This is a genomic window from Microcystis aeruginosa NIES-843 (assembly GCF_000010625.1).
In the GTDB taxonomy this organism is placed as follows: Bacteria; Cyanobacteriota; Cyanobacteriia; order Cyanobacteriales; family Microcystaceae; genus Microcystis; species Microcystis aeruginosa.
On the sequence record NC_010296.1, the window covers coordinates 4,485,955 to 4,500,786 of the forward strand.

Genomic DNA, 14,832 nt, shown 5'->3' on the forward strand with positions numbered 1-14,832 from the left:
CTTTTTATTTAAGGTTTGCTGAATAAATCTAAAACCCTTGTTGGGTAAGACTTTTAGACTTTTTGTCAATCAAAAAGTACCGGACTGGGAGTGATTAGGGGTAAAATTCCGGGACTTTTTCCCTGAAAATTAGGTAACTGAGTACCTCAAAATCAGTAAAACCCTACACCCTACACCCTACACCCCACACCCTGCCCCCACCAACAAACTTTTTCAGCAGACCCTATTTAAGGTAATCTAGTTTTGAGATTTATGGGAATCTCGTTCAAGGGAATAATGTAGGAAAATTTCTGCTTCCACGGTTTCCACGCTCAAAAGTCGTAATTTTCTGGCAGAATCAGCCATAAATCCGGTTCCTCCCAGGGGAGTTGCCGCTTTATTGCCTCCTAACAGCAACGGACAAATAGTTAGATGGATTTCATCGATTAAATCTTCAGCTAAAAGAGAGGCAATTAATTCACCTCCTCCCAGAATCGCCAGCTTTTTAATACCTAGGGTGGTAAATTGACTAAAAATAGCCTTCCAATCACCGCAGACTAAGACAAGCTCAAATAAACCCCGATTTTCCCATGCCGCCACTTTTTCCGCTGCCGTGATTAACCAGCGCGGGAAAGGCTGCTGAAAAAATTTCATCCGGGGATCAAGCTGGCCTGAATGAGAACAAACGATCTGTATCGGCTGGGGAGATAATCCCCGTTGTTGACGGTATGCGAGAAAATCGGCATGACGGATAGGAAGACTGGTGTGATAAGCGCGCAGGGTGTTAGCACCGAATAAAGCGGCATCCATGCGCGATAAATGTTGTTCTAGACGCATTTTATCGGTAGCAGAGGCAAATCTGGCCGCCGACTGGTAGGCGTCGGCAATTTTACCATCGGCACTCATGGCTAAAATAACGGTGGTGTGAGGACGATTCATGGCAAATGATGAGGGATATCACCCAGTCCGATTGGTGAATAGGCTAGTATAGTCTGGAGTTTGATAGCCAGAATCAAACCAATTTCCGCCTATGCCTATCGGTCAATCCTCCTTTCGTCGCATTCTTCTCTCTCGCTTACTCTTGGTTAGTGTTCCTGTACTACTAATGGGTGTTTATGTTACCTATCGTAAGGCGCGATCGGCTTTTTTGGAAACGGCCCGTCAAAATCTCACCGAAAGTGCCATCAGAAAAGCAGACAATATTGAGCAATCAATTCAATTTTTGCGGGCCAATCTTATCACTGCGGGCGAAAGTCTGGTTTTAAAACAGGGAACCTTAGCCGAAAAAGAAACTTTTTTACAACAATTCACGGCGCAGCTTCCTAATCAGATTAACTGTGCGGAATTAATTGATATTAAGACCAAGAAACCTTTATTAAATCGAGCCTGTGAACCAGAAATTATCAAAGTTTTGCCCCTGGAAAGATGGACAGAAAACCGGACTAGCTCTGCTGGGAATATCGAGAATGTTTTAGTTAGAAGTTTACCTCGACAACTTTTAACAAAATCTCCCCATAATAATCGTCAATTAGAATTAGTTTTTGCCGTTCCCATCTACGATAATCAAGGACAATTACAATCTAGTCTGATTCTGCAAACTTCTCTACTTTACCGTGAGAAGGTTTTACCCGGTTCTTTATCGGGTTATCCCGTGGTTATTTCTGAAAATGGCATTATTCTCGCTCATCCCTATTTTCATCGCATTGGTAGCCATATCAGTCAAGAAGCTGATGCTGAACGCTTAAATATTATTATCAGTAATGCTATCCGAGGAAAACAAAATTTCTTGCATTTATTTTCTTTCGAGAAAGATGGCAAAGAATTAGTCGCTGGTTATAGTTCCCTCCCCAGTCCAGTTACGGGAGAATCATCCCAAAAATGGATAGTTTTAGCCATTAGTCCTCTCTCCCAAGCTCTGGCTCCTCTGCAACAAATTTGGGAGGCAATTTTTTATCTGATTTCTGGTTTATTATTAGCTTATTTAGTAGCTATTATACTGATCACTAGGGATTTAGCTAGACCTTTAGAAAAACTGCGAGATTATGCCTTAAATATTCAGAAAATTCCTTCACAAAATATTACACCACAGAACTTTAATATTCGAGAAATTAATCAGTTAGCCTCGGCCTTAGAGGAAATGCTCGAACGTTTACGCCTTTGGGGAGAGGAAATAGTTAAGAGTTGGCAAGAAGCGGAAAATGCTAATCAATTAAAAAACCAATTTTTGGCGAATACTTCCCACGAATTACGCACCCCTCTCAATGGTATTATTGGCTCAATTCGTTGCGTTATGGATGGATTTTGTAATAGTGAGCAGGAGGAAAAAGAATATCTGCAACAAGCGGATAAGGCATCCGTACATCTTTTGGAAATTATTGATGATATTCTCAGTATTGCTAAAATAGAAGCGGGCAAACTTTCCGTTAATCCTGAACCAGTAGATTTACACCAAATTATCAATGAAGTTATTAATTTACAAACAGCATCGCTGCAACTTAAGTGCTTAAAATTAAATTTACTTTTCTGTCCAGAAATTCCTATAGTCTATGCTGATACCACTAAATTAAAACAGGTAATTTTGAATGTTATTTCTAACTCAATTAAATTTACTGATATAGGCACAATTTCTTTAATAACTCGCCTAGAAAATACACAGGCTATTATTACTATAATCGATACAGGAATCGGTATAGACCCCCAGCAACAATCAAAATTATTCCGTCCTTTTGTGATGATTGATGGTTCCACAACTAGAAAATTTAGCGGTACGGGTTTAGGATTAGCTATTTCTAAGAATTTTATGAAAATGATGGGGGGAGATATTACTATCTCTAGTCAAGGTCAAGGTTTAGGAACAACTGTAGAAATTATTCTTCCTCTAGTGGGGGAAAGAAAGCTTGATTCTACCCCAGAGGAAAACTCATCTTTGCCGATTCTTCCCTCTCTTAAAAGCTAAAATATCTCTATTTAATTTCTGTAATTTATGAGGAATTTAGTTTATAATTCCTCTAAACTTTCTACAGGCAAATTAACCACCTGATAAGCACCAAAAACCTTGATCGCATCTGTATAATTGCTTAATTCTTCTAAAGTTGCTGCGATTAAATGCTGTTGCTCTGGATTAATTTCTAGATCAATAAAAAATATGTATTCCCCTAAAGATATTTTAGTTGGTCGCGATTCGATCCGAGATAAATTAAGCTGACGTTTGGCAAAAACTTCTAAAGGTTTGACTAAAGCTCCAGGTTGATCTAAAACTTGAAAAGCGAGGGACATTCGCTCCCCTTGAGGATGGGAAGTTAAATCCATGACCCAAAAACGGGTACAATTATCGGGATAATCATTAATTGGTTGTATTAATATTGGTACATGATACAGTTTTGCTGCCCGGGGAGAAGCAATCGCGGCCGAATTAGTCTCTCGATCGAGAATTTGAATCGCTTCTGTGGTAGAATTGGTGGGAATAATTGGCACGTTAGGTAAATTATTTTCTAGCCACTTTTGACATTGGGCTAAAGCTTGGGGATGAGAATAAACGGTTTTAATTTCTGTTAGCGATTGTCTGGGAGATAGAAGTGCATGGGAAATCGGTAAAACTAATTCTTGTTGAATCTGTAACCCGGGTAATTGCCATAAAGCATCAAGAGTCATTACCACACTTCCTTCGGTGGAATTTTCCACCGGGACCACTGCTAAATCGGCCTGATTTTGGACAACCGATCGCAGGGCCAAGGCAATGCTAGGATAGGGTATTAATTGACGAGGCTGGGGTGGTAAACTATTAGCAAATGCTAAAGCGGCTGTTTCTGAATAGGTTCCCACCGGCCCCAGATAAGCGATCTTTACAGTCATTTAGATTATCCCCGCAAGCAATTTTTTCTAGCTATTACAGCCTTTCTCGTCAACATCAAGTATAACCTAATTCAACCACAGTTTTCAGTTGATAATTGGCTAAAGGAGCAATATAGTAGGGAACCTTTTTAGCTAACTCTAGGGTACAGGTAATTTTTTTAACTTGGCTTTTACCGCCCAAAAATTTACAATCATAACTAGCATTGTGAAAAACCTTTTCTATCCGGTCAACCAGCATGATTTTAGTGATAAAATAGTCAGTAAGATCGGGTCGATCGAGAACATCCAAAATTGTCACCCGCTCCCCCGTTAAGTCCGTGGAATCAGCCAGAATTTGAATCAGAGACAAACGGGGAGTCTTGCTATCGTAATCGGCTACTTCCGTATCTAACCAAAGAATGGGAAAATGAGAAAAGTGATCGATCGCATTCATCATAGCGTCGGATTCCGTTAAATAAGGCATGGTTGCAGAGGTGGAAAAATGTATCAAAAAATCTTGATAGCAATAGATTTATCAGAGATGGGGGAGAGTGTCTTTAAGGAGGCTGTATCCTTAGCCAGTAAGTACGAAGCTAACCTCCTACTACTGCACGTCCTTTCCCCTGAAGAAGATTATAGCCCTTTACCGATTCCGCCCAATTTAGCCGATATTTACCCCGCCCAGGGCAATGATCTGACTCTCGATTTTTGGCGGCAACAATGGGAAGAATTCGAGCAGAAAGGGGTGGCCATGTTGCAAAAAAGGGCTAATCAGGCGGGAGAAATGGGTGTAAAGGGAGAATACCGGCAAATTTACGGTCATGCCGCCAAAACTGTCTGTAAAGTGGCGCGAGAGGAAAATGTTGATTTAATTGTCATCGGTCGGCGTGGGCGATCGGGTCTAGGAGAGTTATTCTTAGGTAGTGTGAGTAATTATGTTCTCCATCATGCCCCCTGTTCCGTCTTAATTGTTCAACATCATCAAGACTAAAAATTGCTGATTAGCTATTCCCCCCTAAAATCCCCAAACGATTAAAAGGAAAAAAGCGAAAAACCGCCCTACCAATCACGTTATTTTCCGGTAAAAACCCCCAGATATGGGAGTCATTGCTATTATTGCGATTGTCTCCCATGACAAATAAATTATTTTCCGGCACAAGCAAAGGCATTAAATTATATTGAGGGGATTCGAGAATATAATCCTCTGACAAGGGTTGATTATTCAGATAAATTTTGCCCTCCTTGACAGCAATCACATCCCCTGCTGTGGCAATCACTCTTTTAATAAAAGCTTGGTCCTTTTGGTATCCCTGTAATTGTAATTGTGCCGGCGGTTCAAAGACGACGATATCCCCCCGTCGAGGAGGATGGAAATCGTAGGAAAGTTTTTCCACTACTAAGCGATCGCCCTGTTCTAAAGTGGGTAACATAGAATCAGAGGGGATAAAACGAGGTTCAGCCACAAAAGTGCGAATCAGTAGGGCTAAAATTAAAGCTATAGTGATAATTTGCAGATTTTCTCGAATAGAAGCCCAAAAACTCTTGGATTTGTCCTTATTAATTTCTTGCTCTTGCATTATTGCCCAGATGATGGTTGATGTAACTTAGCTTTCGCTTGCTGCCAGAAAACCGTTAATTCCTCTAGTGTATAGTCATGGAGAGGCTTTTCTGCGACAGATTCCACTAGGGAAAAACGTTGAATAAAACGCAGATTAGTCTCTTGTAAAGCGATACTGGGGTCTAAATTATACCAGCGAGCAAGATTGACAATAGTAAAGAGTAAATCGCCTAATTCGGCCTGTTGATGCTCTTTATCGCCCGATTCTAGGGACTCTTGCCATTCTGCTAACTCTTCGCCGAATTTTTCCCAGACTCCTGCGATATTTTCCCACTCAAAACCGACTCGCGCCGCTTGCCGAGAAATTTTCATTGCCCCCATCAAGGGTGGTAAAGTTTGGGCATAACGGGTTAATTTGCCGCTAATAGTCGGGTCATTTTTTTCCTCAGCTTTGATTTTCTCCCAATTTTGACGCACCTGTTCGGGATTTTCTAGGGATAGCTCCCCGAAAACGTGGGGATGACGACGAATTAATTTATCAGTGATGCCCCTAGCCACTTCTTCTAGGCTAAAATTACCCTCATCACTGGCAATTTGAGCTTGTAAAACCACCTGTAGCAGTAAATCGCCTAATTCCTCGGCAATGGCAGTTTTATCACCGCTTTTAATCGCCGCTACCACCTCATAAGCTTCTTCGATAACGTAGGGAATCAGGGTTTCCGGGGTTTGAGCTAAATCCCAAGGACAGCCGCTTTCTGGGTCTCGTAAACGGGCAACAACGGTGATTAAATGGTTTAATGCCGCTAAGATGGCCTTGTAACTGGGATTGTCGGTTTCTGGAAGGCTAGACATCGATTTTTTCCGGTTTTCTCCCCCATTATACCGGTCAGTTATCAGTTATCAGTTATCAGTTATCAGTTATCAGTTATCACTGATCAGATGTGAGTTTTCAGTTAACTGATTACTGTTTACCGATCACAGCAAAAAAGCTTTTATTTCCCTATCTTCTAATATTCAGTTACAGCCTTTCTCATAACAGATGAAGTTTAACCTAATTTGAGCGAAGACCGACTCCCCAAAACGAAAACTTCGTACCTCACCATTCAGATAACTGCTTTAGCTCAATAACGATGAAAAAACCCGGGAAAACCGGGTTCCACTAGCTTGGAGTGTGTATAGTCAACCGATAAAGCAGTTGAAAACTTAAATAAATCTAAATAGAAAAAAGGTAAGTAATTCCACTGTAAGAAAATCAGATTTAATGAACTACCCCGCAAGTTAGGGGACAAGAAGCATAAACAGCTTGATGAGAGGTTTTTACCTCACCGTGTAACCAGTGCAGCCAGCTAACTTCATGGGGATGAACACCTTTTGCTGCTAATAAAGCGGCACTAATTAGGATAGCCAAAATATTAATACCAATAATCATTCCCGCAACTAAAAGCACGGAACTAATCGGTAAAACTGACTGTAAGATAATCGCCGACAATGCTCCCACTGTCATCATTAATACTACTAAAGGAAATCCCACTACTAATAAACAGACAGTGAGGACGAAACTCCAGAGAAGAAAGCTTTTTAGCATTGCTAAAGAAACGTGGCCCCAGTTATTTCTTGCGGTTAATTGCATCTTCCTGACCTCTTACAAACTTGGTGGTCTAACTTTTCTGCACGTCGGCTCAAAGTTGATGAAAACCAGTATAGGGAAAACACCGAAGAAGATGAGCTATTCGCAATATAAATTTACAATCATCGCTGATCATCTATGTTATATGTATCGAACTATTACAAGAATCGGCGAGAGGTATCGAAAACTTTACAATCAGTTTCTCTTGATCCCCAATGCAATTTCCTGCTGAAATCCCTGATCCCCGTCGCTAATCCTTTCTTGTGTCCCTGCCGTCAGATTTTGCCTCGTCTCGTTGTAACAAATATTTACAAGTACCTCTAGAATTCTCAGAAAATAGGTGGACGGGAGTTGGGAGATGGGAGAGGGGAGAGGGGAGACCACTTCGTGCGCGTTGCGGGGGGAAGTGGAAAAGTGGCGAGAAAAAGCTGACGGCTTTTCTTTGTCACAGAATTGACATCCGGCCGTTATAGTCCTGACAAATGAGAGTTATATCTTGGAATTAATCCAGCAAAGGAATAAATCATTTCCCCTAACCCAGCTTTCCTCAAGCTTCCCACACAGGGTCTAGGGGAAGTTTATTTTTCTGCTGATTTTACCCGTTCTTTGCTCACAACATGGTCAAAATAAATCCCCGTCCCCGCGCCTTTACCTCCCATGGAGAAAACCGCTACCCGGCCGGAAAAGAAAATTTTTCTAGAACTTGACGAGCCTTGAGGGTAGGGAAGACAGTCAGGCAGACTAATCTAAAAAGGTTTTTGGGGCGAAAATATAGTTTCTTGGCCTTCTGTCTCCCTCAACACAGTCTTAGCTCTGATGGCGAGCATAATCATCCTGAAAACGGACTATATCATCCTCTCCTAAATATTCCCCATTTTGCACTTCAATTAACACCAATTTGATCACCCCGGGGTTTTCCAGACGGTGAGCGGTACACTGCGGCACATAAGTGGACTGATTGGCTCCGAGAATTTCTTCGTTATCTCCACAGGTGACTTTTGCCGTCCCCGAAACGACAATCCAGTGTTCACTGCGATGGTAGTGCATCTGTAAACTGAGACGATGACCCGGATTCACTTCAATTCGCTTGATTTTATAACCAAGACCTTCTTCTAGGGTGGTGAAAGAACCCCAGGGCCTAAATTCTGTTGCTGCCGATTCTACGCTCGAAATAAGCTGAAATGGTGCCACATCTTGAGATGCGATCATTATATTATGTCTCCATTGCTAGGTCTGATCTTAGTCCAAGATAGCAGCAAAAACCCTAGATGGCATCTAAATCAGTGATCAGTAAACAGTAAACAGTGATCAGTAATCAGTGAACTGAAAACTCACATCTGATCACTGATCACTGATTTAGTCTTCGTCGGTGTTGAGAATACGGGGAACCAGGAAATAATCCCCTTCTGGGGCCGGCGATTCTTGCACTAAGACCTCGTGATCGGGATAAAGTCTATTACTATCGGCGCGAGTGATATTTTGAATTTCGATCGCTCGCGTGGTGGGTAGCACATTTTCCGTGTCTAATTCGCTTAACTGCTCGAAATAATCGAGGATTCCGCTTAATTGCAGCGCAAATTGTTCTTCTTCGCCGCTATTAATCTCTAAACGGGCTAAATGGGCGATTTTTTCAACTGTAGCTCGATCGATCATGGGAGAAATGGGGTGTGGGGTGTGGGGTGTGGGGTGTGGGGTGTGGGGAGCAGGGAGATGGGTGTGGGGTGTGGGGTGTGGGGTGTGGGGAGAATAAATAAAAATAATCTCCCGTCTCCCGTCTCCTATCTCCTGACGACCGACTCCTGTCTCCTGACGACCGACTCCTCAATTTAAAAGAAAACATCAATTTCCGATCGCCCGGTGATTTTCAGCCAGTTTTGGGCTTCAATGTAGTTATTGGGGGCTAATCGGATGGCTTGTTTCCAGTATTCTGCCGCTTTGTCGTAGAGTGCTTCCGCTTCGGCCTGTTGACCGTCTTCTCTGGCTTTTTCCCCTTGAAAATGGTAAATAACGGCGATATTATTCAAAGCGGAGGGCATTCTGGGATTAAGTTGGATAGCTTCTTCGTAGTATTCCAGAGCCTTTTCATGCTCGCCGTTACTAGCGTGGATAATGCCGATATTGTAGAGGATATAACTGCGATCGTTAGGATCCTCTTCTAATGTTAAAGCCTCATAGTAATTATCGAGGGCTTCGGCGTATTCGCCGTCAGCTTGGGCAGACATCCCATCACGGTAATAAACAAAGGCTTCCTTGGCTTTTTTATTGGCGGGGAGCATCTTTAAAATGATATCCGCCATGACGGTAAAAGATTTATCAATAAAATTATCGTTACGTTGAGTGCGTGGCATAGTTAGGACAAGTAGGCGATCAAAATGACTATTTACCTTTATAGCACTCGCCAGAAACCCTAGGGCTGTTTTTCCGATTTTTCTCGACCACGGGTTCCATTTAGAGGGTCTTGGCTGGACTGGGGGCGAACGTTATTTTCCAGCCCAAAAATCCCCCTAGCAAGGGGCAACTATGGGGCTTACTAATCTTTATCCCATAAGGGATGTAAACCTTATATAGAAAGGCATTTAGCGATTTTTGTCAATTGTTTTTGCTCTAGAGCGAACTAATCAATTAAGTCTCTTACCAGATAAGGATTTAGTCGATTTATGCCCCCCTATCGAACCATACCAAGTAACGAAGAACCATTTTCGATAACCCGACCCCGGCATCCGTCCTAGTTCCTAAGACCCATACTTTCCCTGGCAACACGACCCGCCGAAGCTCGGTTATCGCTTCAGGAATAGTGGTCAAGATCTGTTTATCGGAGCATCGGTTTTTGAGAATTGTCCACAGGTTCGGCATTAGACCTCTTGCATAAATCCGAAAACAAACGATAGAAACAATAATGGGAGGGACTTTCAGTTAATTATTTATTAGTAAGCTAAACGGCGCTTAACCTGCATGATCCAATAGCTATAACTCTTTTGGAGTCTATATCGGTGATCCGAAGTAAAAGCCGTTTAGCTTAGTTGATAATCTTCAAAAATGTTGCTGTACAAGGATCGACTTAAGACTTTTGCAAGAGGTCTATTCATCCCATCGCTAAAAGCGATGGAATTCTGCTGACACTAAGTTAAATTCGGTTCTTCGTTACTTGGTATGGTTCGATAGGGGGTCATAAATCGACTAAATCCTTATCTGGTAAGAGACTTAATTGATTAGTTCGCTCTAGAGCAAAAATAATTGACAAAAATCGCTAAATGCCTTTCTATATAAGGGTTCCATCCCTTATAACCCCCGTCCATTGCATAACAATTACCGAAGAGCCTTAAATTCTTTTTCCCAAACTAACGCCCGCTAAACCAAAGGCTAACAGAGCAAGCAAGGAAGAAGGTTCGGGGATTTCGGTTCCTGCAAACTGAATCTCTGAGAAGCCAATGCGATTGTTTGTGCTGGGGCTAGTGAACCCCCCAAAGTTACTCAGATTAGTAAATCTAACATTAGTCGCAGCGACTGAGGCAAAACTGAACTGCTGTGGGGTCTGACTGGTAGCTGGGGAACCAAAAGTTCCTTGAGCAAACACAATGGGAGCGCCACTCAGGGTACTCCAAGTTGTTCCACCGTTGTTGGAGTATTGAATCGTCACATTTTTAATTCCCTGACGGGTAAGCTCGGCACTACTACCGCCAAGGTTCCAGAAAGTAAACCCAGATAGATTATAGCTACCATTGAGATTAAAAGTGATAGTACCTGAGGGAATTGTGGTGCCCTGCGTGTTACTTAAAATAGCTGACCGCCAAGAATTACCATTCAGCGACTGCACATGATTTCCCGTAAGACTCGGAGTGTTAACCGGCAGCCCCTGGCCGTTGACGGCATTGATTAGAGCCCACTGAGTTGATATGTTCGTTGAGGCAGTGACTCCAGGAATTAGAGTAGCGGCTTGGGCGTTTTGTGCCACACCCAACATTAAGCCGAAAGTGGCAGTGGATAAAACAAGGGTCTTAATAGTGAGTTTCACTGGAAAATCTCCTTAATTAAAAGCTAGGTACCGTCAAAAGTGTACCAGCAATTCTCATTTTAAAAAGTAACAAGTGATACAGACAGAAACAAATCTTTAAGCAAGCTACAAAATGCGCTCCCGCGAGTGCGACTGCATCGCAGAGAAGTGAGTATATAGAGTATTTATACTCAAAATATTTGAAAGATGGGAGAAATCTAGAACAAAAGTTCTCTACATCAGAAAGAGAACCAAATAAAAATTGATGATTGTTGTCTGTTGAGGTAAAATTATTAAGTTGGAAATATTAATTAATCAAACTGTTCTGCGATGACGAAAAAGGCTGTGACTTGAGAAATTCCTGAATTAATACAATTTTTAGTTCAAGAATTACATGACTTACCCGATGACAGAAAACCAGGAAACAATACCAAATATCAGGTAGAAGATGCAGTTAAGGCGGCTTTTTCGGTTTTTTTTACTCAGTCACCTTCTTTTTTAGAGCATCAACGTTTGATGAAAAGTAGTAAGGGAAAAGATAATGCTTCAAGTTTATTTGGTATCAAAAAAATACCTGGTGATAATCAAATCAGAAACCTGTTAGATCCTATCCCAGCTGCCACAATATTTGGCTCTTTTCAACAAGTCTATCAATGGTTAAAAAAACCGGGAGTTATTAAAAAATTTTTCTACTTAGATGAGGAAATTTTAATAGCTTTAGATGGTACGGAATATTTTTCTTCAAAGAAAATTAGTTGTCCCCATTGTAATTGCCGCAATCCTCGTAATGGAACGACAACTTATTTTCATGGTTGCGTCACGCCAATTGTGGTTTCTCCTGAGCAAAAACAAGTGATTAATTTAGAACCAGAATTTATTAAAAAACAAGATGGGCAGCAAAAACAAGATTGTGAAAATGCGGCTGTTAAAAGATGGTTAGATAAGAATCATCAAAAGAAGTATGGTTATCCTGTAACCCTGTTAGGAGATGACTTATACTCTCGCCAACCTATCTGTGAGTTAGCTCTAAAACAAGGTTATAATTTTATTTTTGTTTGTCTTGAAACTTCTCATAAAACCTTATATGAATGGCGAGAATTTTTAGAAAAAAGTGGAGAAGTTAAAACGGCTCTTCGGTTTGTGTTATGCAATGGACGGGGGTTATAAGGGATGGAACCGTTATATAGAAAGGCATTTAGCGATTTTTGTCAATTGTTTTTGATATAGAGCGAACTAATCAATTAAGTCTCTTACCAGATAAGGATTTAGTCGATTTATGCCCCCCTATCGAACCATACCAAGTAACGAAGAACCGTTAAAACCGTAGAAAAGAAACAATGGGATGGACGAAAGAATCTCATTTATCGTTATCGTTATGTTTCTAGAGTTCCTCTGAGAGAGGTCGAGTCAAGTCTCGAAGTTAATTGGTGTGAAGTCACGGTCATTAATGAAAAAACACAGAAAATTATCTATCAAAATAATTGGATTACCAATCATCAAATTACTGAAAATAATGTTGAAAAAATTGTCAAAGCTGGACGCAGCAGATGGAAAGTTGAGAATGAAGGAAATAACGTTCTTAAAAATCACGGTTATAATTTAGAACATAATTTTGGTCATGGTCAAAGTCATTTATGCGAGTTCTTGTTGTCTTTAAATTTACTAGCTTTTTTATTTCATACCGTTTTAGATTTAGTTAATCATACTTATCAAAAGATTCGTGAGTTATTAGTTACTCGCACCAGTTTTTTTAATGATATTCGTACTTTATTAAAATATTTTTGGTTTAAGAATTGGTCAGAGTTTTTCTTGTTTATTCTTACCGAATATGTCCCGCTCAAAAAAATAAATTCTAGTTAAAAATGTCAATTTTTCGAGAGAAGGAAAGATTATTTTATTCATTGAAAAAACCACAAATTAGGTCAGAATTTCAGCTAAATTTATGAGTTGAGATAAGTTTTTTATGGGCAGATATTTTAAAACTGTCTCTTGAAGCTAATTATGATGATTATCTTGAAAAAAAATGATAATTAGACAGAAGTTCTCTTGTTCACATAGAGAACTTTATCTTCTTTTGTTTTCAAAATGAGAATTGCTGAAAGGGTACAACGCACCCCCCATATCATATTTGTTTTTTTGGCCAATGTCCACTACTTTTGCTGTAGATTTTTTTTCCACGTTATGGTAAGGGAATCGGGGGACACGGGGAAAACGCCCATCTGGTGGCGCAGTTAAGAAAGTCAGAAGCCAGAAATCGGGTGGGGAAGAAATTCTGTCTTCTGCCTTGATGACGGGCAATCTGCCTACTGATGAGATTCTAGCCTCGTGGTTTTGCTATTGTCACCATCCGAGAATAAATCATCGCTAAATAGATCATCAAGGGACAGTTCTTCGTCAGAAGGCAAGGATTCTAGATTGCCCATTTCTTCACTATCCAACATACTGAAGAAATCTAGTTCTTCTTGGTCACTCGCAACAGAAGCAACATTTTGGCGGTTAGATGCAACTGTCGGGGTTTCTTCCGCAAAATAATCGAATAATTCGGGGTTATTGCTGTCAGCGGTATCAGCAAATAAGTCATCGAGAAAATTTGGGTTATCAGCGAATTTTTCGGCATCGGTGGCTAATAAATCAGAGAAACTGGTGTCACTGCTAACGGTTTCTTGAATCTGACCGTAATTAGCCGATAATTCTTCTAGGCTACTGATCGTTCTCGTTTCTTCCTCTAATGTTAAACTGTTGAGAAATTCTATCTCAGCAGCGGACATCTCCCAGTCAGAGATTGCTGGTTCTGCCATGACGGGAAAATCTTCGCTCCCAGTCATTTCTGGAGAAACTAAGGTTTCTTCTGGGCTGTTTAAACCGTCAAATGTCTCCTCGAAAACGGAGGTTTCTAGGGGCATTTCGGGGGCAAATTCTGGTTCCAATACTAGGGTTTCTTCGGTGATAAAACCATCAAAAGGATTCATCTCACTGCTGAATTCTGATTCGGAAACCGGCGTTTCTAGGGGCGTTTCAGGGGCAAATTCTGGTGGCAATCCCAGGTTTTCTTCGGTGATAAAACTATCAAAAGGATTTATTTCTTCGGCACTGGGGCTATCGGGGAAATCATCCCAGGGTTCGACGATTTCAGTGGTTCGATCATCCACTACCGTTTGGCGGGCGTTTTGTAATTCTAACAGTTGGCTTTGATAACCCTGTTCTAGTTGTTGAATTTGCGACTGATAGCCCTTTTCTAATTCTAGAATCTGCTCCTGTTGACTTTGACGCAGGGCTTCCATTTCCCCTTGCTTCCCGTCTATGATCTCTTGTATTTGACTTTGATAGCTTTGGCGCAATTCCTCGATTTTAGCTTCGTATTCCTCTTGAAGTGGCTGAATTTGGGTTTTATCGGCGACTTCCACGGCTTGAGCGGGAGTTGCGCTGGCTATCTCTTGCAAACGTCCTTGGCTATCTTCTAATTCTTTTTGCAATTTAGCCACTTCTTCTCTATAGGTGGCTTCGATATTGCGAATCCGCTCTTCGGAGAGAGCGAGTAGTTTTAACTCTCCTTTGGTATCTTCTAACTCCGCTTGGGTGTCACCCCAAGCCGCCTGAATTTTCTCATATTTCTGTAGTGCTTCCCTGATTTTTCCCTCTTGGAGGGCATATAAAGCCCCACCCCCGATCGCACCTCCACCGACAAAACCGATTAAAATATCGAAGATACTCATTATGGGATTCCTCCTCTAGGAAAATTTACTTTATAATATGCCCAATCTCAGAGGATAATTCACAAGGGGCAAATGTGGTCAGTGTTTTCCGCCGCTCTCTATGCCGATTGCTTTTGATTGTGGCAGCAATTAT

The 14,832-nt window shown here is 41.2% G+C and carries 14 protein-coding genes and 2 pseudogenes; 5 read left to right on the forward strand and 11 right to left on the reverse strand.

The genetic code is table 11. The features are described from left to right. Positions 1-237 precede the first annotated feature (237 nt). Positions 238-918: a RibD family protein gene (locus tag MAE_RS21250; protein ID WP_012267371.1), complete on the reverse strand. Its 681-nt coding sequence runs from the start codon at positions 916-918 to the stop codon at positions 238-240. A gap of 91 nt (positions 919-1,009) precedes the next feature. Here MAE_RS21250 and MAE_RS21255 point away from each other — a divergent pair, with 91 nt between their 5' ends. Next, positions 1,010-2,935 (forward strand): sensor histidine kinase, encoded by a 1,926-nt coding sequence (locus MAE_RS21255; RefSeq protein ID WP_012267372.1) that lies wholly within the window; start codon positions 1,010-1,012, stop codon positions 2,933-2,935. A gap of 41 nt (positions 2,936-2,976) precedes the next feature. Here the strand turns inward: MAE_RS21255 and pheA are convergent, their stop codons facing one another. Both pheA and MAE_RS21265 read right to left on the reverse strand, forming a co-directional pair. Continuing rightward, complete coding sequence (pheA, locus tag MAE_RS21260) at positions 2,977-3,831, reverse strand: prephenate dehydratase (protein WP_002797219.1); 855 nt, start codon at positions 3,829-3,831, stop codon at positions 2,977-2,979. 55 nt (positions 3,832-3,886) lie between these two features. After that, positions 3,887-4,294, reverse strand: coding sequence for a 3'-5' exonuclease (locus MAE_RS21265; protein ID WP_002797218.1), 408 nt, complete (start codon positions 4,292-4,294; stop codon positions 3,887-3,889). An 18-nt stretch (positions 4,295-4,312) separates the two neighbouring features. On the opposite strand from MAE_RS21265, the gene MAE_RS21270 reads away from it, so the two are divergent. Beyond that, the gene (locus tag MAE_RS21270; protein ID WP_012267373.1) at positions 4,313-4,801 is read left to right on the forward strand and encodes a universal stress protein; all 489 of its coding nucleotides are present in this window, start codon (positions 4,313-4,315) and stop codon (positions 4,799-4,801) included. 10 nt (positions 4,802-4,811) lie between these two features. Here the strand turns inward: MAE_RS21270 and lepB are convergent, their stop codons facing one another. From lepB to gatC, 5 genes are all read right to left on the reverse strand, one after another. Then, entirely contained in the window at positions 4,812-5,387 is a 576-nt protein-coding gene (gene lepB, locus MAE_RS21275) for a signal peptidase I (protein WP_002797216.1), read from the reverse strand. Next, the gene (gene mazG, locus MAE_RS21280; RefSeq protein WP_012267374.1) at positions 5,387-6,220 is read right to left on the reverse strand and encodes a nucleoside triphosphate pyrophosphohydrolase; all 834 of its coding nucleotides are present in this window, start codon (positions 6,218-6,220) and stop codon (positions 5,387-5,389) included. The genes lepB and mazG overlap by 1 nt, the downstream gene beginning before the upstream one ends. A 406-nt stretch (positions 6,221-6,626) precedes the next feature. Continuing rightward, entirely contained in the window at positions 6,627-6,998 is a 372-nt protein-coding gene (locus tag MAE_RS21285) for a hypothetical protein (RefSeq protein WP_012267375.1), read from the reverse strand. 804 nt (positions 6,999-7,802) lie between these two features. Then, positions 7,803-8,204 carry a phosphomannose isomerase type II C-terminal cupin domain gene (locus MAE_RS21290; protein WP_002760121.1) on the reverse strand — a complete coding sequence of 134 codons (402 nt, stop codon included), beginning with the start codon at positions 8,202-8,204 and terminating at the stop codon, positions 7,803-7,805. 147 nt (positions 8,205-8,351) lie between these two features. After that, entirely contained in the window at positions 8,352-8,648 is a 297-nt protein-coding gene (gene gatC, locus MAE_RS21295) for an Asp-tRNA(Asn)/Glu-tRNA(Gln) amidotransferase subunit GatC (RefSeq protein WP_012267377.1), read from the reverse strand. A 12-nt stretch (positions 8,649-8,660) separates the two neighbouring features. Between gatC and MAE_RS33550 the strand changes: the two genes are divergently transcribed. Next, positions 8,661-8,825 carry a hypothetical protein gene (locus MAE_RS33550; protein WP_158303551.1) on the forward strand — a complete coding sequence of 55 codons (165 nt, stop codon included), beginning with the start codon at positions 8,661-8,663 and terminating at the stop codon, positions 8,823-8,825. Here MAE_RS33550 and MAE_RS21300 read toward each other — a convergent pair. Continuing rightward, complete coding sequence (locus MAE_RS21300; RefSeq protein ID WP_002760118.1) at positions 8,822-9,343, reverse strand: photosystem I assembly protein Ycf3; 522 nt, start codon at positions 9,341-9,343, stop codon at positions 8,822-8,824. The genes MAE_RS33550 and MAE_RS21300 overlap by 4 nt on opposite strands. Positions 9,344-10,314: 971 nt before the next feature. Further along, entirely contained in the window at positions 10,315-11,007 is a 693-nt protein-coding gene (locus MAE_RS21305) for a PEP-CTERM domain protein (protein WP_041804259.1), read from the reverse strand. A gap of 336 nt (positions 11,008-11,343) precedes the next feature. On the opposite strand from MAE_RS21305, the pseudogene MAE_RS28000 reads away from it, so the two are divergent. Next, positions 11,344-12,102 (forward strand): annotated as a pseudogene (locus tag MAE_RS28000) (ISNCY family transposase); the annotation flags it as partial. Between the two features lie 198 nt (positions 12,103-12,300). After that, a pseudogene (locus MAE_RS28005) lies at positions 12,301-12,760 on the forward strand (ISNCY family transposase); the annotation flags it as partial. A gap of 529 nt (positions 12,761-13,289) precedes the next feature. Here the strand turns inward: MAE_RS28005 and MAE_RS21315 are convergent. Next, on the reverse strand, positions 13,290-14,699 hold the full coding sequence (locus MAE_RS21315) for a hypothetical protein (RefSeq protein WP_012267384.1): 1,410 nt from the start codon (positions 14,697-14,699) through the stop codon (positions 13,290-13,292). Positions 14,700-14,832 lie beyond the last annotated feature (133 nt).